This window comes from Niallia sp. Marseille-Q9988 (genome assembly GCF_976954375.1).
On record NZ_CDRJSZ010000015.1, the window covers coordinates 1 to 20189 of the forward strand.

Here is a 20189-nt window from a genome sequence, read left to right on the forward strand (position 1 = left end):
GAGAAAACCTCGCAAACGTTCATTTCAAGAATTAGTATTAGAGAATAAAATGCAATTATTAAAGGATAGAGAAGCAATTGAAAAAATTGAAGAACGATTAGAAAGAAAGCATTTGAAAAAAGCTCGTTAATATTAAAATCTAGAAATTACCATCTATTCTGCTTGTACTTTTGTACAAAATATAAAAGAAGGAGTTGATTAGATGAGTAATCCTAAAAAAGATAGCAAACACTTTGTACCAAGCCATATTGGGACAAAATCAAGAAGCTTTGGTGGAAACAAAGGAAAGCAAATGCAAGATAAATCAGGACAACATGCTCAAGTAATTCAAACAAAAGGGGAATAATTGTCTCCTCAAAATATAAACCATAATTAGACAGCAATCACTCATTTTTTTGATGAAAAGAATGAGTAATTGCTGTCTTTATTTTTGACGGAAAAAAGGAAAAAATGCTTGTACTAATGATATTAGGGATGAAAGGTACTTTACTAAGATAAATCCTATGAGAAAGGTACATAATCATTAACGAAAATAAAGGAATATGTTAGTATTAAAAAGGTATATCCTAAATTTATTAAGTGAAGTGAACATATGAATAACGAACAAGTAAAACCAAATATAAAAGATCAAGAAATTTATCTGTTAGAGAAAGAGTTTGAAGAGCATGGTTTCGTAGAAAATGAAAAAAAAATCTTAGATGCGATTCAAACGCTAAATGAAGCACAGAATGGAAAAGAAATTTCCCAATTATTAACGATAGCGGCATTATCCAGGATGCATGGGAATCAAAAGGATACAATTGCGGTCGCATGGTTAAACAAAGCTATTGAGCTAAACCCAGACAATACAATGGCTCTTAAATATCTTTCCCAATATGATTGGAAGAATTTCAGCCACTTGCTCGATCAGCTTGTCTTCCCTAATATTCGCGAAACCGATAATCGAACAGCAAAACGCAAAATTGCAGAGCAATATATAAATAATTGTCGCGCATTTTTAGAGCAAATGGAAGATGAAGTGGCACATATTAAGAAACAGAGAATAAATGCTACTGTTTACGATAATAAAGAGGCAGTTGCGAAATATGAAACCATTGAACAAACGCTAAAAATAGTGATTGAGAAAACGTCTGAGCTATTGAAATCTGCTGAAGAGTATGCCGAATCTATTAGTGGTGTGTTTCATACATCGATTTACTATGAAAGTGTAAAAACGTTAATAGAAGAGCTTCAAGAACTTAAAAAGGAATGGGCAAGCCTTTTTGTAGAAGAAAAGGAAGAAAAACAGACGACACTTTCCTCGTTAGAGCAACTTGAGCAAATGGTCGGTCTTGCAACAGTAAAAAAAAGAGTACAGGATTTTTATCAGTTTTTAAGCTACCAAAAAGCAAGAAAAAAATTAGGCTATATGATTCAGGATGCATTAAGTCTAAACATGATCTTTACAGGTAATCCAGGTACTGGAAAAACTACGCTTGCCCGTCTAATGGCCAAGATATATCATGAACTAGGTGTATTGCCTAGCGCAGAGGTTGTAGAAACAGATCGATCCCAATTAATAGGTGGCTATATGGGACAAACAGAAGAAAATGTACGTTCTGTTGTTAAACAAGCAGTTGGCGGCGTTCTGTTTATTGATGAAGCTTATAGCTTAAAACGTGAGGGACAATCTGGTAATGATTATGGCCAGACAGCAATTGATACGCTTGTTTCCTTAATGACAGGGTCTGAGTTTGGTGGTAAGTTTGCTGTTATTTTAGCAGGCTACCCAGAGGAAATGCGTCAATTCCTAGATGGTAATCATGGGTTAAGAAGTCGTTTTCCAGCCTCTAATATGATTCATTTACCTGATTATACACCTAGTGAATTATTAGCAATTGGTGAAAGAATGGCTTCGAGTAATGACTATGTTATGACAGAAGATGGTAAAAAAGCATTATTAAAAAGACTTGAGAGGGAACAAGTGGATGAAAGCTTTGGAAACGCTCGAGCTGTTCGCAATATTGTTCTTGATGCCATATTTAGCAAAGGTTCCCGTAAATCAAATCAACAAGAAATCTTAAAATATACATTGCTACAAGAATCGGATTTTGTTAGTGATGACAAGGAAAAACCAATCAATCCAGCGACAGAATTAAATGAACTAATCGGATTATCGAAAGTGAAAGAAGAAATAAAGAAAATTATAGCATTTGTAAAGGTTCAGCAATTAAGACAAAAGAAGGCGCAAAAGAATTTGCCCATACAACTACATGCTGTATTTACAGGGAATCCAGGTACAGGAAAGACTACTGTTGCGAAATTATATGCTCAGTTCCTTAAAGATTGTGGAATCTTAAAGAGAGGACATTTGGTTGTAACAAGCAGGGCAGACTTTGTAGCGGGATATGTAGGTCAATCTGCTATAAAAACAAGAAAAAAAATTAGAGAAGCACTTGGTGGCGTGTTATTTATTGATGAGGCTTACTCCTTATTAGGAAATGGTGGACAAGATTTTGGTAAAGAGGTCATAGATACATTAGTGATGGAAATGACAAAGCATAATGAGAATCTAGTTGTAATCCTGGCTGGCTACCCAAATGAAATAACTGCATTACTACAAAGCAATCCTGGCTTAACTTCTAGGTTTAAAAAGTTTATCCATTTTGCTGATTATGTAGCGGAGGAATTGATTGACATAATGAAAATGTATGCAGCGAAATATGATTATTCGTTATCAGAAGAAGCTATCTCCATATTAAAGAATCAACTGCCTAAAGTTTCAACTGAAGGAAATGGAAGATTTGCCACTAATATTATCGATGAAGCAGTGCAATTACAAGCATTACGACTGTCCGAGCAATTAGAGCAAGGAATGGAAGCAGATGTTTCTACACTGATTGCTGAAGATATAGAAAATGTTTTACAAGGATATAAACGGAAAATCGAAGAATAGGACGGTATGAAACAAATGGATAATTTTTTTATTTCAATAAGAGACATTGAATTATATTATGCAGACACAGATGCTATGGGTGTTGTATATCATGCGAATTATCTTAAATTTTTTGAAAGAGGTAGAACAGGGCTAATTGAGGACATTGGCTATGATTATTTAGAAATGGAAAATAAAGGGTATTTTGCACCAGTCTATGATGTCTATGCAATGTATAAAAAGCCGTTACGTTATGGAGACCAAGCAAAGGTTAAAACTTGGGTGGAAACAAATGATGGGATAAAAACAGTTTACGGATATCAGATTATCAACCAGAATGAAGAAATCTGTGTGGAAGGAACTACGACACATATTATCGTATCGAAGGAAACATTTAGACCGAAACCTTTTAAGAAGATTTTTCCCGAATGGTTTCATAAATATGAAGAAATTAAAAAGCAACCAACAGACAAGTAAAGCCATATAAAGGAGATTACTTTCATGGCCTTTGGATTAAAAAGACAAGAGCTGACAGAGTGGAAAAGAAGAATAGATAATGGGGAAATTGCATTTTTAACTCATTACTGGTTAGATGATCGCTTCCCAGATTGTAAGACAGTTACAAAAGTAGGATGTTCCGATATAAAAAAGTTAAAAAGCTGGGGCGAAAAGTATGGGTTAAAGGAAGAATGGATCCATTATCGGAAAGATGGCTATTCTCATTTTGACTTATTGGGTGATACACAAAAGAAAATTTTGAAAGAAGAGGGTATTTCCGAGCGTTTAAAATAGATTTTTGAATGCTACTTTCTAAAGCGTAAATGTATGGAATGGAAAATGTTCAAACTATAAACAATACAGAATCGCTTATTATATCGAGCTTATTTTTTGAAATAACCAAAATTAAAACAGCGAAAGGTGAGAGAAACTTACCTTTTCGCTGTTTTTTAGGTATTTTATCATTAGCTCAAAACTTACTGTGCGTGACGATATTCTGGTTCGTTTGCTACTTCATTGAAATCTGCAAATAAATCTTTATCATCAAAATACCATAAATCTTTTTCTTCTATATAATAATGAATTCCATCCTTTACCGTTTCTACGCCAATATTTACAGGCTGTTCATTGGAAATTCCTAAAGAAAAACCTTGCTGCACTGTACTGCATCCGCCGTAACGAGCAAAGAAACGAATAAAGTCTCCATCTTTTAACAGCATTTCATCCTTGTACCATTCGGCAGCTTTATCACTAATCACAATTTTCATGTTTTCACACCTCTTATGAATTTTGCTCCTTAAATGCTAAGGAAGCAATCTATTACTATTGGTATATTTCAATTATAAAGGATTCTATTATAATTATCGAATAATTGCATTTGGTTTTACTCTGCTTGTCCTTCTATTAGCATATGATCCATTATTTTTTTATAAATAGAAGCACCGTATTTATCAACGGCTTCTTCTGAAGTAACCAATGGATGCATGATATAATTGCTTTCATTCTTACTTGCAACAAAGGTAGGATAGAAGGTAGGCTGATCCAATGTAATAGTAGTCGAATTTCCTCTCTGCAGTTTATTCACCGTAATAGTTACCATTCCACCGATATCTCGATATTCTTCATCCTGTCCAGATAAAAAGTTCCCTAACGAATAAACAACTAAACCTTTTTGCCCATTCTTTCCTTCTAGCCATTCGATTGGCTGAAGAACATGCGGATGACTTCCGAAAATAATATGAACACCTTCATCGATAAAAAACTGTGCCAATTCTTTTTGCTCATTAGATGGATAACGCTCGTATTCGTTACCCCAATGAACTGCCATTACTATAACATCTGCAACTTTTTTGGCCCGTTGAATTTCGTTACTCATTTTTTCTTTATCTATTACATTAACGATATACTCGCTTCCTTTTGGAACGGGAATCCCATTTAAACCGTAGGTATAAGCTAAATAAGCAATCTTGACATCATTTTTTTCTAAAACAACTATCTTATCTTGATCATCTTTATTTAAATAGGTTCCAACATGGGGAAGATCTATTTGATTTAAATAATCAATGGAAAGCTTTTGCGCTTTTACTCCGCGATCTAAAGCATGATTATTTGCAGTAGTAACAATATCAACACCTGCTTTTTTTATGGTATCGGCAATTTCGTGGGGACTATTAAAAGTAGGATAGCCAGATAACCCAATCGTTTCTCCAGCGACAATTGTTTCTTGGTTTGCAAGCAATAAATCAGGTTTTTTTAATTCACTGGATAGATTAGCTAACATTTTATCAAAATTATAATAATCTCCTTCTCGAGCATCATTATAGACTCGATCATGGATAAGTATATCGCCAATAGCTGCTATTGTAATTTTTTTATTTTCTTCTTTTGCTAATTCATGAATGTTTCTACCTGAAATAGAATGAGATTCTTTGCTGGTAGAAGGGGAAAACTTTGACATCCCCACACTCACTAGTATGCATAATGCAACAATCAGGAAGAACATGTAGATTATTTTTCTTTTATTCATCATCAGCCTCTTTAAAACAATTTTAAAATCACTTTACAAATAATAGCATAACAAATATTGATACATTTGTAAGTAAAGAACAAGGAATTGATTGATTTTTTTCTGCCACTGTTCTCTATCACAAAGGAAGTTATTGTTCCTTTAAAAAGTAGAATGGCAGCTGTATGGTAATGGTTGTCCCTTTTTCTATAGCACTTTGGACCTTCATAGTACCATTATATTTCTCAATCAGCTTTTTGCAGACATAAAGGCCCATGCCGGTTCCATTTTTTTTCGTCGTTTTAAGCGGAGTATATAAATGATTCAGCTGTTCCTCTGTCATGCCACATCCATTATCTTTTACTATAACCAAGAGATGGTCCCTAGAAACTTTTGTTTGAATAACCACCTCTTTTTGATTGGATGAATGATTTGCTTCCGTTGCTTCAAAGGCATTTTTTACAACATTTACGATTACTTGGGTAAGATGCTGTTCATGAATTATACATAATGGTTCGTCTGATATTAAGTCAATATGTAAGATTATTCCTTTTAAATTTGCTTCGCTCTTAAAAACAGAAGACATTTCCTTGATTAATTTATTTATAGATAGTGGGTGACTTTCCTTTGATTCAGATTTAGATAAATTTAAAAAATCGGTAATTAAGTCATTGGCTCGTGTTAATTCACTTAGTGCTAAATCCGTGTATTGATGAATGGAATGAAGATTATTTGTTTGTTTTATTAGTTGCAAAAATCCGCTAATAGACGTAAGCGGGTTACGTACTTCATGTGTTATGCTACAAACCATTTTGGCTATATTTTCACTATAGGTTGTAGAAAGAGTTAAAGATTGTAGACATTCGATTAAATGCTCCATATTTGCTTTTTGTTCCTGGAGTTTCGTTTCCACCATTTCTAATTTATTTTCAAAGTCTTCTGCACCTTCAATAGTACTCTTGTAATTTACAGTATGATTGGTCATCCTTATTCGCCCCTTTAACGATTATAGTAAAAGGTATGACGAAATAAATCATTTAATGTCAAATTAAACTTGTAAAATAAAAAAAAGACCGAAATCGGTCCTTTTTATAGCCAGGTTACTTTTGGCTCCGTTTTATTAATGATTCTTTTTATATTGGCACGATGTCTATAAACAACAAAAATCGTTAGTACGGCAAGAATAAAAATTAATAATTTATCGTCCCAAAGGATAAGGGAATAGATAAGTCCCGCGAGACCAGCAACCATGGAAGATAAAGAAACATATTTTGATATATATAGTGTAAGAAAAAATACCGCTAAAATAATAAGGAATAAAAGTGGTTCATGACCAAGAAGAATGCCAGCAGACGTAGCAACTGCTTTTCCACCTTTAAAACCAGCAAATACTGGATACATATGACCAACTACTGCAAATATCCCAAAAATTAGCGGGTTTATCTCTATGTCAATGTTCCATATAAGAGTAGCAAGTATTGGCAACAATGTTGCGATTGTCCCTTTCAATATATCGGAAATTGTTACCGCAAAGCCTGCCTTCTTGCCAAGAACTCGAAATGAATTGGTACCGCCTAAATTCCCACTACCGTGTTCTCGTATATCTTTATTGTAAAAGGTTTTGCCTATTATTAGTCCAGAAGGAATAGATCCAATTAAATAAGCGAGTATAATTAATAGTCCAATAATCAATTTTCGTAATCTCCTTCACCTATGTAAATGCTTTTTGCTTTTATATTGTATCATGTATTTGCGAAAACTCATCATTTTTTCAAAAAAATATTCTACATCCACAGATGATTATCCTTCCTATTATTGCAAAAACTAAATAGATATTAAGCAACCATAAATCACTGATTTTGAGAATTAGCCCCGTGAAAAGTGAATGGCAAGTCTTTAACAACGAAAACCGCTTTAGAAATGAAGCAAATGGGGAGGAAAATGATGAAACGGATAGTTGGTATTTTATTCCTGCTTTTTATCATTATATATAGTAGTACTATATATTATCATGTGAAAAAACCTCTTCCAATTGGGATGTCAGTAGAGGGAGCTATCCATCAAGTAGAAGATATTGAGCTATTAACAGACATCACCTACAAAAATAAACAGAATAAAAGAGTTGTTCAACATGAAGTGTTTCATACGATGCTAAAGGACATTCAACAAGCGAAGAAATTTATAGTAGTGGATATGTTTTTATTTACTCAACTTTCGCACCAAAAAAATAAGTGCAAATCGTTAGTTGTATTGCGTCTATGGTCTATTAAATATGTTGCTTGACAGTGTTTAATAAAATGAAAAAACACCTCATTCTTTGGTATAGTGTAATTGTCGAGAAAACACTACCATACAGAAGAGGTGCTCCCTATATGATAGACCAAAATAGCCAAAACAATCAACTACCAAAAGAACTTAATTCGGTTTTTTCTGAGCTTGAAATGAATAAACACCTGCGCCAAGCAGGAATTAAAAAATCCTTCGGTTTCAGCTGTTCCTACTTATTTCAGCTTGTTTTCTGTTTGATTTTCCAGCACAAAAATTGGTTTTCACTTCTTGATTCAAAGAAAGCCGATCAGTTTCCAGCCAAAGATGCCGTCTATCGCTTTTTAAACCAATCAACTTTTAATTGGCGCCGTTTCTTACTACTGTTGAGCATTTTTACTATTCAAAAGGTGACTCGCCTTACGAATAAAGAGCGTCCAAAAGTACTGATTATCGATGATTCTGCGTATGACCGAAATCGTAGTAAAAAGGTAGAGCTTCTCGCTCGTTGTTTTGATCATGCTTCCCTGAAAATGCGTTTCTTTAAGGGGTTTCGTATGCTCACTTTGGGCTGGTCAGATGGCTATACATTTATGCCAATTGACTTTTCTTTAGTCAGTTCAAAAAAGTCTCAAATCAATGGTATCTCTGAAAAAATTGATAAACGTACTTGTGGATACAAGCGTCGAGAAAATGCATTACAAACTGAGCCTGAACAAGTTCCTGACATGATTAAACGTGCATTAGCCAATGGGATAGATGCAAGTTATGTCCTTATGGATTCTTGGTTTACATTGCCACCACTTGTAAAGTCTATTGTGGATCAAGGATTAGACGTAATTGGTATGGTCAAAGAAACAAAACAACGTTATAACGTAAACGGGGAGATGGTTTCTTTAAAGCAACTATACCACCTAGCTGGACCCATTCAATCCAAGAAAGGAATTCTTCGTTCCATCCATACGATGATGGCTAATGGAACACCAATTAAAGTGGTATTCATTCAAAACAGAAATAAGAAAAGCGACTGGCTTGCCATCCTCAGCACAGACTGCACTCTTTCAGAACAGGAGATCGTCCGAATCTATGGAATGCGCTGGGATATCGAGGTATTCTTTAAGGCGGCCAAATCTCTTTTGAAACTTGAAAAAGAATTCCAAAGCCGTTCATATGACGCGCTTATTTGCCATACAACGATTGTGTTTTCTCGTTTTATCGTTCTGTCGTGGCAGAATCGCTGTAATACCGATCAACGCACAATAGGTGGTCTGTTTTACGAATTATGCGATGAAGTAAATGAACTTGATTGGGCTGTCGCATTACAGCAATTGATCGAGCTTCTTCAAGATGCACTTAAACAAACGAATAAGAAAATCAAAAAAATAATTCAAAGTCAACTTGAACAGTGGATCGCTGGCCTTCCTAATTATATCAAGGCTTATTTGCCGATATCACTCTGCGAAAGTTGAGTTATTTAATAAAGATACAAATGAAGACCAAGTCTATCCACCCTTAGTAGAAGAATTTACAAAAGCGCTAATAAAGAAAAAAACGGATAATCCTTCCATTAGTATTGTTTTATTAACGGATAAAATCAATACAATCTATGGTTCCTATCCATCAGAGGAATTAAATGATTTAAAACAAATAGGTATTAAAGTTATCGAAACAAATGTAAAGAAGCTGCGAGATTCTAATCCACTTTATTCTGCTTTTTGGCGAATGTTTGGACAGTGGGGGAAAACAAATGGGAATGGTCATTTACCTAATCTTTTAGCAAAAAGTGAGCAAAAGATTACCGTGCTATCCTATTTAGAACTATTAAACGTAAAAGCAAATCATCGAAAACTATTAATTACGGAAAATGCTGCAATCATATCGAGTGGGAATATTCATAATGCAAGTGGCTATCATTCAAACATAGCTTTTCGTGTTGACGGAAACATAATTAATGATTTACTTGAAAGTGAAGAGAGTGCAGCTAGATTGAATGAACATCTCCATTTGCCACGGATCCCAAAACAACCTGAAACAAATACACAGATAGAAATTCAATTACTGACAGAAGGGAAAATAGGCAAACATGTATTAGAAGAAATCAGTAAAACAGATAGCAAAGATTCTATTTGGATAGGAATCCTCTATTTAGCAGATCGAAATGTTATCGATGAAATCAAAGCAGCGGCAGCGAGAAGGGTGCATATTTATTTACTATTGGATCCAAATCAAAATTCCTTTGGCAATAAAAAAAGTGGCTTGCCCAATATTCCAGTTGTAGCAGAGCTAAGAAAATCAAAAGTATCTAAAAATATTCATATTAAATGGTATAACACAGGAAAAGAACAATATCATCCGAAAATTATGCTAATAGAAAGAGAAACAGCAGATACCATTATTAGTGGTTCCGCTAATTTTACGCGTAGAAATCTTTATGATTTTAACTTGGAAACAGACATTAAAATTATCGCCAAAAAAGAAACAAAAGTAGCGATAGAAACGAAATCCTACTTTCAAAGATTATGGACAAATGATGGTGCAGAATATACAAGGGATGTAGATACACAAAGTAAATTACCTTTCTTTCGCTATATTGTCTATCGATTACAGAGGGTTTTATGGTTCACAACTTATTAATTTTATTATTCATAATTTCTATTTCATTTCAAATAATAATACTATGAATGAATTGGAGGGTACTGTATGAATAAAAAAGAGATATTGACATCATCCGAACTCGCAACTTTATGGATGACTTATCAAGAAAAAACGATGTTTTTGCGAATGGTAGAATATTTCCATTCTGTTAATGAAGATAAAAAAGAAAAAAACTATTATGAAAGCCATATGCTTAAACTAGCGAAGGAGATACAAAAAATTGAAACAATTTTAAAAGCAGAGGGAGCGAAAATTCCAAATGGATTTTCTGAGAAAGATGTAAATAAACAAGCACCCCCACTGTTTCAACCAACTTTTTCTCTGCAAATAATGAGAATGCTTTCAGAAATTGGCATGGGGCTACATGCATTACATTTAGCAAGATCTTATCGAAAAGACATTATTCAATTATTCCAAGAATTATCTGTAACAACCCAGCGTTGTTATGAAGAGTGCACCGAGCTTTTAATTGAAAAGGGTGCATTGAGCCGTCCACCACAAGTGTCTATGCCAGAACAAGTGGACATGGTTGTAAGTACACAATACTTAAAAGGAAATAGTATCTTTGGGGATAAAAGAGTGTTAAATACAGTAGAAGTTTCTTTTCTCTATCAATCCATTGAAAGCAACAGTATTGGACAACAATTAATTACTGGGTTTGCCCAAGTAACTAGAGACCCAGAGATAAAAAAATTCTTCACACAAGGAAAAGAGCTTTCCAAGAAAATTATTACGAAGCTTTCGAAAAAATTAATGGATGATGATATTCAAGTTCCGATAGCCTGGGTAGGAAGCCCAACCGTTTCTACCATTGCTCCCTTTTCAGACAAATTAATGTTGTATTGCATTAGTTTGTTTTGTAGTTTTGGACTAGGCAGTAATGCTATTGGAACAACATTTAGTTTGCGGAAGGACTTATCGGTAACCTTTATCCCCCTTATTACGCAAATTTATGATTATGGGGTACATGGGGCAGAGTTAATGGCCAAAAAAGGCTATACAGAGGAACCACCGGGCATGGAAAATAGAACAAATATCATAAATAGAAGCTAAGTATCTTTCTATAATGCTGACATTGCATTTTGCTTATCAGTCAATGGAAATAATGCTATGATAGCTTTATAAATGAACTGATAAGGGAGATGTCGGTATAGTGACTGATTTTTTTAATGAAGAAAAAGATTTCACAAAAAGAGTAAGTAAGCTTTCTGAATTAAGTAGAAATTTTTTTGAGAGAGCAAAGGAAGTTGATGAAAATGGATCGTTTCCCTTTGAAAACATGAAGGAATTGCAGCAATCTGGTTACACAACCTTAACAATACCTAAAGAATTTGGCGGACAAGAAATTTCTTTGTATGAATTAGTAAGATTCCAAGAGGTAATTGCACAAGGGGATGGATCTACTGCCTTATCTATCGGATGGCATATGGGCGTTGTTAGAAATATGTATGAGGCAAACTGGCAAAAGGAGACGCTTAAAGAAGTCTATAACCAATTGCTAAATGGTGCATTAATAAATGGTGCCGCAACAGAGCCACAAACAGGAAGTCCAACAAGAGGTGGAAAACCACAAACTACTGCCGAAAAGAATGGAGAAAATTGGGTGATTAATGGACATAAATCCTTTACCACTATGTCTCCTGTATTGGATTTTTTTCTTGTTACTGCATCTATCAAGGGTACAGACGAAGTAGGCAATTTTTTGATACCAAAGGATTGTAATGGAATACGCATAGAAAACACATGGGATAGCATTGCTTTAAGGGGTACTGGAAGCAATGATGTGTATTTTGAAGCAGTAGAAATTCCTGCACATTATTTTGTGGAAAAATTGGAAAGACGGAAAAAAGTTAATCCATGGCTATTGCATATTCCAGCATGCTATTTAGGAATCGCAGGAGCTGCACAAACGGAAGCAGTGACTTTTGCGAAAAATTATTCTCCAAATAGTATAAACGGAACCATTAGCGATATCCCAAGTGTACGAGCAAAAATTGGGGAAATGGAATTGAAAATGCAAACAGCGAAACACTTTTTATATTCTGTAAGTAAAAAATGGGATGAATCATCTGTAGAACAGCAATCTCATCTTCTTCCAGAATTAAGTGCAGTGAAATTAGTTGTAACAAACATAGCAATCGAAGTAGTCGATATCGCCATGCGCATTGTCGGTGCACGTAGCTTGTCCGCAAAAAGCCCACTACAAAGATACTACCGAGACGTACGAGCAGGCTTACATAATCCACCAATGGACGATATGACAATCGAACAGCTCACAGTAAAATCACTAAATGAAATGAAATGAACGAAAGCAAGTAAAAAAGATTGCCAACGAGCAATCTTTAAATAATGGTAGTCAAATTACTTGATAAGGTAGTTTGGCTATTTTTTTTCATTGTTGATTTCGTTCAGAAACCAGGGTTTAACTCACTTTTTTTAAATCAGCTCTTACTTTGTATGTTCGATAAAGATGACGGAAATATGTTTCCATTCTAAACGATCCATTTATGTATCTTTTTAGCCCGATAACTACTAGTTCTTCTATCAAAATCAAACCAAGGAAAGTATAAATAAAAACAATCAAATTCATTTCCCTCCTTAAATCTTCAGCTACTTTTCTATTCTTTTTTGTGTAATGTAAACAATGATCGATTATAAAATAATATGAACAACTTCACTTTTCAGAACATAAATATAAAAAGAAAATTCATAAAAAAATTGGTGTGAAACCATTGAAAAATATAGAAAAATAACTCATAATCTTATTTTGAAACATTCTTTTAATAAAAAACACTTCTAATTCATTAGAAGTGATATTACCCGTTAATCGGGATATAGTGCAGGGGAAGATCTTTTTTAAAATCCCAGTAATGGTTAGTTGTAACATTGGGCTGGGGATAAAAAAATACGCTATATAAAGGGAGATGGAAAATGAAAATAAGAGTTTCTGCCGTACAGTATAAATTAGAAAACATTAAGTCTTTTGAAGCATTTGCAAAACAATGTGAGCATTATGTTCGAACAGCAAGTGAATTTGGTGCGGAATTTGTTTTATTTCCTGAATTTTTTACAACACAGCTTTTATCAATGGGGGATGAGACGAACGCGTTAACGATTAATGAACTACCTGGATTTACAGAGCAATATCAAGATTTATTCAGGTCATTTGCTGTTCAAACTGGAATGCATATTATCGGTGGAACTCATGTCATTCGCAGAGAAGAGAAATTGTATAATGTAGCACATCTATTTTATCCAGATGGAAGAATAGAAGAGCAGGCAAAGCTTCATATCACGCCTACAGAAGAATATGAATGGAATATGGAAAAAGGGGATTCCTTTCGCATATTTGATACAGAGAAAGGAAAAATTGCCATCTTAACTTGTTATGATATTGAATTCCCTGAAATCGTTCGTATGGCAAAGGCAAAAGGAGCAGATGTGATTTTTTGCCCATCATGTACGGATGATCGCCACGGTTTTCATCGTGTACGCTATACTTGCCATGCAAGAGCAATTGAAAATCAAGTATATGTTGTAGTAACTGGAACAATTGGCACGCTTACAAATGTTGACTTTATGCGTGCAAATTTTGGGCAGGCAGCAGTCATTACGCCTAATGATATCCCGTTTCCACCAAAAGGAATTCTTGTAGAGGGTGAACTTAATAATGATATGGTTGTAACAGCGGACCTTGATTTGTCTTTATTGTATGAAGTAAGAGAAAAAGGTTCTGTAACAACTTGGAGAGATAGAAGAACAGATCTTTATCCTGACTGGAATTCTACCGTGGAAGGCTAATTATGACGCTTCATAGTGAATTTTATCTTTTTGACACAGGTCAGCCAATTCCATGTACGGTCAGAAATTATCTGGAAAAAGATTTTCACGAATTAATTGCTATTCAATCAGAATGCTTCCCACCACCATTTCCAGAGGAGCTATGGTGGAATGTTGAGCAATTATCTAGTCATCTTTCTCATTTTCCTGAAGGAGCAATCTGTGTGGAAGTGGATGGGGAGCTTGCAGGTTCCTTAACATGTCTTCAAGTCGCTTATAATCCAAATCAGCCTTATCATACATGGGAAGAAATAACGGACAATGGATATATTACTACAAATGATGAACATGGAGATGCCTTATATGTGGTGGATATCAGCATTCGCCCAAAATTCCGAAAACTCGGTTTTGGAAAGATACTTTTGCAACATGCTTATTACTTAACTATTGAATTAAGATTAGACCGATTACTTGGAGGGGGAAGGATGCCTGGCTATAAAAGGTATAGAAAGGAGCTCTCCCCAGAGGAATATTTGGAGCAGGTTCTCGCAGGTCATGTAAAAGATCCTGTTATTACGTTTTTATTGCGGTGTGGAAGAACACCTGTTACCATATTGCCACAATATTTGGAAGACGAAGAATCAATGAATCATGCAGTTTTAATGGAATGGAAAAACCCTTTTAAAACTAAATAAAATTCGTTATGTCTTATCTAATTTATTGATGGAGAGGGATAAACATCCCGCTTCTAATCGATGGTTAAATAAGACATTTTTTTGTTTTTCCGTAACGGTGAATTTCTCTGTGTCTATGTACTAAAAAACTTAGTTAAGGAGCAAATCATTTTAATGGAAGTCCCCTTCCTCATATAGTCTAAAAAGAATTTGCCACAAACATAAAAATAATAATTGACATGTAAATAATTAAGTTATATATTATTTATTGCTTAATAATTAACTTCTTAATTATTTATTTGTGAATTAATTACAGAAAGGACGGGGGATAAGTGCATAATGGCGAAGAGCTTTTTGAAGTCGCAGCAATGTTTGGCACATTTATAAAAAATTTAACAAGTGATTTTAATAAAAATAGCAATGATTTAAATATTACACAATATAAACTTCTTTTTCATTTAGAAAAAGAAGGCGCCCAAAATGTCTCAGATCTTGCGAAAAGCGTACACATTACAAATGCTGCAGTTACCACTATTACCGATCAATTATTGGCCGATGATTATATTACTAAAGATCGATCAAAGACTGATCGAAGAGTGGTCAATATTACTATTACCGATAAGGGAAGAAAGATAGTAAATAATATGAAAAAAGAGCAGCAGAATAAGATGAAGGAACATTTCCGAAAGTTAACGGAGGAAGATATTCAACACTTAAAACGAATTTTCAAGCTATTAAACGAGAATTTCTAATAATTTCATAAAGAAAAGAGAGAATGCAATGGAACATTTAACACAAAAGAAAAAACTGTCGATTATGATTGCCATAATGGCAGCGATGTTTTTTGCAGCGATTAACCAAACAATCGTAAGTACTGCAATGCCAAAAATTATATCTATACTAGATGGTATGGATTATTATACATGGACGATCAATATCTATATGCTTACATCCACTATTGCTACCGTTTTAGTTGGAAAGCTATCTGATATGTATGGCCGTAAGCCATTCTTATTGATTGGTATTTTATTATTTATGGTTGGTGCTTTTTTAACGGGTACTTCTAATGATGTATTTCAATTTATCGCATACCGTGGTATTCAAGGGATTGGAGCCGGAATAATTCAATCATCAGCCTTCACAGCAGTTGGAGATTTATTCCCGCCACGCGAGCGTGGAAAATGGATGGGCTTATTAACAGCAGTATTTGGTTTTTCCAGTGTGCTTGGACCTCTATTAGGTGGATATTTAGTGGATCACCTAGATTGGCATTGGCTATTCTGGATCTTCTTACCGATTGGTATTATCGCATTTGGAATGATTATGGTATTATTCCCTAAAGTAGAGGGTAGCGGCAAACAAAGCATCGACTATATTGGTTCGTTCTTTATGACGATTGCAATTGTGCCATTATTGTTAGCTTTTTCATGGGCAGGAACAGATTATGCATGGGGATCTGTTCAAATCCTTGGATTAATTGCTGCTAGTATCATTTTCGCCATTGTATTTGTGTTGGTAGAAAAAAATGCGAAAAATCCAATATTACCGTTACATTTATTCAAAAATAATATCGTTACTGTTTCAAATATAATAGGCTTTATTATGAACTTTGGGATGATGGGTGCAATGATTTATCTTTCGTTCTTCGTTCAAGGAGTTTTAGGTATTTCACCGACTTATGCTGGTTATGTAACAATGCCAATGTCTATTGTAATGGTTATTTCAAGTACTATCATTGGTCAATTAATTTCGAAAACAGGGAAATATAAACGCTTTGCATTAATTGGAGTACCAACGATGATAGCTGGTATGGCGATTATGATCTTTATGAATAGTGTACCAATGGCTATTTTAAGTATGATAGTATTTGGCTTAGGTCTTGGTATAGGAATGCCGGTATTCTCGATTGCAACACAAAACGCTGTGTCTCATAAAGAATTAGGTGTAGTAACTGCTTCTACACAGCTATTCCGAAACCTAGGTGGTACAATCGGGATTGCAGTAATGGGAACAGTTATGTCCAACAATTTAAAAACAAACTTGGAGAATACGATGCAAAATTCTTCAGTAGTAAAAGATTTAGCAACTGTTGATCCTAAGATTACTGAACAAATTGTTGGCTTTGCAAATCCGCAAGCTCTAATGAATAAGCCATTACTTGAACAAACAGAAGCAAGTCTACCTGCAGATGTTCAACCGATTTTTACAAAAATGATTGAGGGTATTAGAGACGCTTTAGGTGATACGTTATCAACTGTATTTTTAACAGGTACAATCGTATTAGTGGTAGCCTTTTTATTAGTGTTTTTCTTAAAAGAAATCCCGCTACGTACAACAAATCAGGCTACTCCTAAAGAGGAGAAAGAAGAAGATAAAGTACTCGATATACAAAACTCTTAAGAAGAATCATATTGGCTGTCATCCAAATTAATTGGATACAGCCTTTTTATTTAGAATAATTATGAAAAATTTGTTACAATCGAAATTTTTTTCGCACAACCTTTTTTCTGTTATAATAAATTATAGTAATTGAATGAAAAAAAGTAGGGATGCTAAATGAAAATCATCTGTTTTGGAGATAGCTTAACAAGGGGTGTCTCCTTTGTAAAAGGTAGGGTAAGAATCATTAAAGATAATTATCCCGCTATACTTGAAAAATTATTTTCTGTAAGGAATCCAGAAGACACCATTATTTTAAATAAAGGTGTGTTTAATGATAATTCTGATTTATTAATGAAACGATTGGAGAAAGATGTTCTTTCAGAAGAACCAAATTATGTATTGTTAAATGTTGGCGGAAATGATTGCAATTTTAAATGGCAGGAAGTGGCGGAAAATCCTGATAGTAACCACGATCCAATTGTGCCAATTAATCAATACATTGAAAATATCGGCAATATGGTAGCGAAAATGAAACAATCTAATATCACGCCAATTTTGTTAACATTACCACCGCTCGATCCAGTACGTTATTATAAGTTTATTGCTGATCGATATGGGACAACCATTAGTCATTGGATAAGTTGCTGTGGAGGCATTGAACATTGGCATGGTTTATATAATTTTCATTTGAATAATTTAATTGAACAATTAAATCTTCCTAGCATTGATGTAAGAACAGCTCTTATAAAAGCTGGGAATATTGCTGATTTTATTAGTGATGATGGCATTCATTTAAATTCAGCGGGTTATAAAAAAATGAGTAATGTTATTTTTGAAGAAATGCTGCGCTTAACTGGTGGACAAAAAGAGCAGTTATCCTAATAGCATTCGGACTTTTTCGTTTTAACCTATCTATCCATTATTTAGCAAAACTAGCTGTGGAATATTATTGGATATTGCTTTAAGATAAAGAGACAAACAGTTATCAATACATCGATTTAAATAGTGGAGGAAAAACGGATGAATACTTTGTATGAAAAAATAATTGATGTTTTGCAGCTTAATGGACCAACAACCCTTTCCGTCATTTATAATGAATTAAATCGCTATTTAGGAGAGGATGATACACCGATTTCAATGTCCTCCATTAAGTCTGTCCTTTCTCGCAAGAAAGACTTATTCGAGGTTTGTGATGATATTGTATCGATTCATCCAGATAAAGAAATTACAAAATTAATTGTTGAATATAAGGTTAATCAAGAACACTCTTTTAGTATTCATATCGATTTTGACCTTCACAATTATTTAATTCAAGAATGGAGTCAATTTCCAATTGTCATTCCACCAGTTTTTAATAAAATCGAGCCATACGAATACGATGCTTTAAAGATGGAATTATATCGATTGAAAATTTGGAATTGGGAAGAAGAGCTCTTGGGAATTGATTCAGTTAAATGTACAGTTCGGTTAGTTACTGTAAATGCCTCTTACACTGTTGATTTAGTAAATATACAATCAAAAGAATGGAGACATTTACAGAAAATCATTTCCCTTTTTACAGATTTAGAATTGCTGCTTAAGTAGTGGAGATAAGCATATCAGTGGGGAAATTGATGTTCTTATTTTTATAAAAGGCTGTTTTCTAAAGGATTATTGTTTTTTCAATAGGAAAAAAAGAATTAGTTGGAAACAATTAGCAGCCGGAATACATGAAGAATCCTGTGGGATTAGCGAGACAGTCTGAGACCCCGGAGGCTTAAGCTTAGCCCCACGGAAAGCGAAGTTTATTCCGGCTGCGGGTAATCGCAACAAACTTTACGAAAACAGCCTTATAAAATTAATAGGAAATTACTGAGAAATCCCTTTTGCTTTTTAACATCAGCAAAAGGGATTTGTTGTTATTTATAATTTAACGATACATCGTCCATAATCCAATATCTTCAAATCCGATTTTTTTATAAATCTTTCCTGCCTCTGGATTGTCATAAAACAAGCAGACATATTGTTTTTCAGCTAATACATCATTAATAAGTGCTGTCATTAACTTACTAGCATACCCATTATTCCGATAATCTTTGTGTGTGCATACACCGACTATCATTGCCGATTGGGAATTTTCGGCTGTAGTTGAAACAGTTGAAATAATATTTCCTCTATCATTTTCAAGAAAATATGTGCGTCCGGTTTTAAATTCAATTGCTTTTTTTAACATTTCTTTTGTTTCATCTGTCGTGCTAAATTCATCGATGGAATGCTGTAATGCTACAATTCTGTCAATATCAACAATCGTTGCGTTTTTGATTGTTTCGGTTGCTTGTAATTCTCTTTTTGTTCCACATTGTGCAAAATATGTGACTCTTTTCTTTCCTAATGTAATGTTAGGGTGATTTTCAAATTTCTCCACTAACTCAGCTTTACCAGACAAGGTAACAGGCTTGTTATTAGAATACATAATTGTAGCAAAGCCGTTTACATCAAAATTGTCCTTATCTTGACAATAAAATATATAGCTTTCAAAGTATTTTAGCAGAACTGCAGTTACTTCCCCATTTTTAAATTCTCCCCAAAGCTTTTGGAATGTTGCATGGTAGCCGAACGCTTCAATATCGCCAATAATAAATAGATTGATTGAAGGATTCTGGAACAAAAATTCCATGACAATGGAATGATCTTTCTCTGTAAGTTCTCGAATCATTTATGTAACCTTCTTTCTGTCTATAAAATAATTATTTGTAAGTTTACCATAATATTTAGAATTTAAATAGAGTTAAGAATTGTTTTATTAATGATTTTGTAAAGAGATTGGATAGTATTGCTTGGATGAGGGAAGGAAAGTGGCGTCAAGAGGGGGGGATGAAAACTACATTAGCAGTAGAAGCGTGGAAAGTGGTGTTCATTAGGGAGATGAACACCATATTAGCAGTAGGAGTCAAAGAAAATGGCGTTCATCCGCAAGATGAAAACCAAAACCGCAACAATACCAACATAAACTAATATTAAAAACAAGCGATAAAAT

General features: G+C 34.1%; 23 protein-coding genes. 17 read left to right on the forward strand and 6 right to left on the reverse strand.

Annotation, left to right across the window (positions count from 1 at the left end):
- The 5 genes from ACWNMZ_RS21760 to ACWNMZ_RS21780 form a co-directional block, all read left to right on the forward strand.
- On the forward strand, nt 1–130 hold a 130-nt coding region (locus tag ACWNMZ_RS21760), incomplete at its 5' end, for an FbpB family small basic protein (RefSeq protein WP_449598896.1).
- Nucleotides 131–202: 72 nt separating this feature from the next.
- Nucleotides 203–346, forward strand: a complete 144-nt coding sequence (locus ACWNMZ_RS21765; RefSeq protein ID WP_016205356.1) for an acid-soluble spore protein N — start codon at nt 203–205, stop codon at nt 344–346.
- Nucleotides 347–592: 246 nt separating this feature from the next.
- Nucleotides 593–2935: an AAA family ATPase gene (locus tag ACWNMZ_RS21770; protein ID WP_031540137.1), complete on the forward strand. Its 2343-nt coding sequence runs from the start codon at nt 593–595 to the stop codon at nt 2933–2935.
- Between the two features lie 15 nt (nt 2936–2950).
- Nucleotides 2951–3391, forward strand: coding sequence for an acyl-CoA thioesterase (locus tag ACWNMZ_RS21775; RefSeq protein ID WP_035416767.1), 441 nt, complete (start codon nt 2951–2953; stop codon nt 3389–3391).
- A gap of 24 nt (nt 3392–3415) precedes the next feature.
- Nucleotides 3416–3706: a hypothetical protein gene (locus ACWNMZ_RS21780; protein WP_031540135.1), complete on the forward strand. Its 291-nt coding sequence runs from the start codon at nt 3416–3418 to the stop codon at nt 3704–3706.
- Between the two features lie 182 nt (nt 3707–3888).
- On the opposite strand, the gene ACWNMZ_RS21785 is transcribed toward ACWNMZ_RS21780, so the two are convergent.
- From ACWNMZ_RS21785 to plsY, 4 genes are all read right to left on the reverse strand, one after another.
- Nucleotides 3889–4179: a HesB/YadR/YfhF family protein gene (locus ACWNMZ_RS21785; protein WP_031540134.1), complete on the reverse strand. Its 291-nt coding sequence runs from the start codon at nt 4177–4179 to the stop codon at nt 3889–3891.
- 116 nt (nt 4180–4295) lie between these two features.
- Nucleotides 4296–5369: a CapA family protein gene (locus ACWNMZ_RS21790; protein ID WP_449598893.1), complete on the reverse strand. Its 1074-nt coding sequence runs from the start codon at nt 5367–5369 to the stop codon at nt 4296–4298.
- A 199-nt stretch (nt 5370–5568) separates the two neighbouring features.
- Entirely contained in the window at nt 5569–6402 is an 834-nt protein-coding gene (locus ACWNMZ_RS21795; RefSeq protein ID WP_031540132.1) for a two-component system sensor histidine kinase NtrB, read from the reverse strand.
- Between the two features lie 104 nt (nt 6403–6506).
- Nucleotides 6507–7109, reverse strand: a complete 603-nt coding sequence (plsY, locus tag ACWNMZ_RS21800) for a glycerol-3-phosphate 1-O-acyltransferase PlsY (protein ID WP_031540131.1) — start codon at nt 7107–7109, stop codon at nt 6507–6509.
- Nucleotides 7110–7361: 252 nt separating this feature from the next.
- On the opposite strand from plsY, the gene ACWNMZ_RS21805 reads away from it, so the two are divergent.
- From ACWNMZ_RS21805 to ACWNMZ_RS21825, 5 genes are all read left to right on the forward strand, one after another.
- The gene (locus ACWNMZ_RS21805; RefSeq protein WP_031540130.1) at nt 7362–7700 is read left to right on the forward strand and encodes a hypothetical protein; all 339 of its coding nucleotides are present in this window, start codon (nt 7362–7364) and stop codon (nt 7698–7700) included.
- Between the two features lie 89 nt (nt 7701–7789).
- Nucleotides 7790–9151 (forward strand): IS4 family transposase, encoded by a 1362-nt coding sequence (locus ACWNMZ_RS21810; RefSeq protein ID WP_449598292.1) that lies wholly within the window; start codon nt 7790–7792, stop codon nt 9149–9151.
- Entirely contained in the window at nt 9081–10316 is a 1236-nt protein-coding gene (locus tag ACWNMZ_RS21815; RefSeq protein ID WP_081836683.1) for a phospholipase D-like domain-containing protein, read from the forward strand. Before ACWNMZ_RS21810 ends, ACWNMZ_RS21815 begins: the two co-directional genes overlap by 71 nt.
- Before the next feature lie 66 nt (nt 10317–10382).
- Nucleotides 10383–11390 (forward strand): DUF3231 family protein, encoded by a 1008-nt coding sequence (locus tag ACWNMZ_RS21820; RefSeq protein WP_031538691.1) that lies wholly within the window; start codon nt 10383–10385, stop codon nt 11388–11390.
- Between the two features lie 97 nt (nt 11391–11487).
- A complete protein-coding gene (locus ACWNMZ_RS21825) occupies nt 11488–12642 on the forward strand; it encodes an acyl-CoA dehydrogenase family protein (protein WP_031538692.1) in 1155 nt (384 codons plus the stop codon).
- Between the two features lie 117 nt (nt 12643–12759).
- On the opposite strand, the gene ACWNMZ_RS21830 is transcribed toward ACWNMZ_RS21825, so the two are convergent.
- Nucleotides 12760–12921, reverse strand: coding sequence for a hypothetical protein (locus tag ACWNMZ_RS21830; RefSeq protein WP_155986765.1), 162 nt, complete (start codon nt 12919–12921; stop codon nt 12760–12762).
- A 347-nt stretch (nt 12922–13268) separates the two neighbouring features.
- Between ACWNMZ_RS21830 and ACWNMZ_RS21835 the strand changes: the two genes are divergently transcribed.
- The 6 genes from ACWNMZ_RS21835 to ACWNMZ_RS21860 all read left to right on the forward strand — a co-directional run bounded on the left by ACWNMZ_RS21835 (nt 13269) and on the right by ACWNMZ_RS21860 (nt 18757).
- Nucleotides 13269–14138, forward strand: coding sequence for a carbon-nitrogen hydrolase family protein (locus tag ACWNMZ_RS21835; protein WP_031538694.1), 870 nt, complete (start codon nt 13269–13271; stop codon nt 14136–14138).
- A gap of 2 nt (nt 14139–14140) precedes the next feature.
- Nucleotides 14141–14812 carry a GNAT family N-acetyltransferase gene (locus ACWNMZ_RS21840; RefSeq protein ID WP_031538696.1) on the forward strand — a complete coding sequence of 224 codons (672 nt, stop codon included), beginning with the start codon at nt 14141–14143 and terminating at the stop codon, nt 14810–14812.
- Between the two features lie 311 nt (nt 14813–15123).
- Complete coding sequence (locus ACWNMZ_RS21845) at nt 15124–15543, forward strand: MarR family winged helix-turn-helix transcriptional regulator (RefSeq protein ID WP_031538699.1); 420 nt, start codon at nt 15124–15126, stop codon at nt 15541–15543.
- 28 nt (nt 15544–15571) lie between these two features.
- Nucleotides 15572–17191, forward strand: coding sequence for an MDR family MFS transporter (locus tag ACWNMZ_RS21850; RefSeq protein WP_031538701.1), 1620 nt, complete (start codon nt 15572–15574; stop codon nt 17189–17191).
- A 156-nt stretch (nt 17192–17347) separates the two neighbouring features.
- Nucleotides 17348–18055, forward strand: coding sequence for an SGNH/GDSL hydrolase family protein (locus tag ACWNMZ_RS21855; protein WP_031538703.1), 708 nt, complete (start codon nt 17348–17350; stop codon nt 18053–18055).
- A gap of 138 nt (nt 18056–18193) precedes the next feature.
- Nucleotides 18194–18757, forward strand: a complete 564-nt coding sequence (locus tag ACWNMZ_RS21860) for a hypothetical protein (protein WP_031538705.1) — start codon at nt 18194–18196, stop codon at nt 18755–18757.
- A gap of 325 nt (nt 18758–19082) precedes the next feature.
- Here the strand turns inward: ACWNMZ_RS21860 and ACWNMZ_RS21865 are convergent, their stop codons facing one another.
- Nucleotides 19083–19868, reverse strand: coding sequence for a GNAT family N-acetyltransferase (locus tag ACWNMZ_RS21865; protein WP_031538706.1), 786 nt, complete (start codon nt 19866–19868; stop codon nt 19083–19085).
- A 158-nt stretch (nt 19869–20026) separates the two neighbouring features.
- Here ACWNMZ_RS21865 and ACWNMZ_RS21870 point away from each other — a divergent pair, with 158 nt between their 5' ends.
- Entirely contained in the window at nt 20027–20167 is a 141-nt protein-coding gene (locus ACWNMZ_RS21870) for a hypothetical protein (protein ID WP_155986766.1), read from the forward strand.
- Nucleotides 20168–20189 lie beyond the last annotated feature (22 nt).

Coding starts and splice junctions, on each gene's coding strand:
- ACWNMZ_RS21765 (WP_016205356.1), top strand. CDS start 203: ATGAGTAATCCTAAAAAAGATAGCAAACACTTTGTACCAAGCCATATT.
- ACWNMZ_RS21770 (WP_031540137.1), top strand. CDS start 593: ATGAATAACGAACAAGTAAAACCAAATATAAAAGATCAAGAAATTTAT.
- ACWNMZ_RS21775 (WP_035416767.1), top strand. CDS start 2,951: ATGGATAATTTTTTTATTTCAATAAGAGACATTGAATTATATTATGCA.
- ACWNMZ_RS21780 (WP_031540135.1), top strand. CDS start 3,416: ATGGCCTTTGGATTAAAAAGACAAGAGCTGACAGAGTGGAAAAGAAGA.
- ACWNMZ_RS21785 (WP_031540134.1), bottom strand. CDS start 4,179: ATGAAAATTGTGATTAGTGATAAAGCTGCCGAATGGTACAAGGATGAA.
- ACWNMZ_RS21790 (WP_449598893.1), bottom strand. CDS start 5,369: ATGTCAAAGTTTTCCCCTTCTACCAGCAAAGAATCTCATTCTATTTCA.
- ACWNMZ_RS21795 (WP_031540132.1), bottom strand. CDS start 6,402: ATGACCAATCATACTGTAAATTACAAGAGTACTATTGAAGGTGCAGAA.
- ACWNMZ_RS21805 (WP_031540130.1), top strand. CDS start 7,362: ATGAAACGGATAGTTGGTATTTTATTCCTGCTTTTTATCATTATATAT.
- ACWNMZ_RS21810 (WP_449598292.1), top strand. CDS start 7,790: ATGATAGACCAAAATAGCCAAAACAATCAACTACCAAAAGAACTTAAT.
- ACWNMZ_RS21820 (WP_031538691.1), top strand. CDS start 10,383: ATGAATAAAAAAGAGATATTGACATCATCCGAACTCGCAACTTTATGG.
- ACWNMZ_RS21835 (WP_031538694.1), top strand. CDS start 13,269: ATGAAAATAAGAGTTTCTGCCGTACAGTATAAATTAGAAAACATTAAG.
- ACWNMZ_RS21840 (WP_031538696.1), top strand. CDS start 14,141: ATGACGCTTCATAGTGAATTTTATCTTTTTGACACAGGTCAGCCAATT.
- ACWNMZ_RS21850 (WP_031538701.1), top strand. CDS start 15,572: ATGGAACATTTAACACAAAAGAAAAAACTGTCGATTATGATTGCCATA.
- ACWNMZ_RS21855 (WP_031538703.1), top strand. CDS start 17,348: ATGAAAATCATCTGTTTTGGAGATAGCTTAACAAGGGGTGTCTCCTTT.
- ACWNMZ_RS21860 (WP_031538705.1), top strand. CDS start 18,194: ATGAATACTTTGTATGAAAAAATAATTGATGTTTTGCAGCTTAATGGA.
- ACWNMZ_RS21865 (WP_031538706.1), bottom strand. CDS start 19,868: ATGATTCGAGAACTTACAGAGAAAGATCATTCCATTGTCATGGAATTT.
- ACWNMZ_RS21870 (WP_155986766.1), top strand. CDS start 20,027: ATGAAAACTACATTAGCAGTAGAAGCGTGGAAAGTGGTGTTCATTAGG.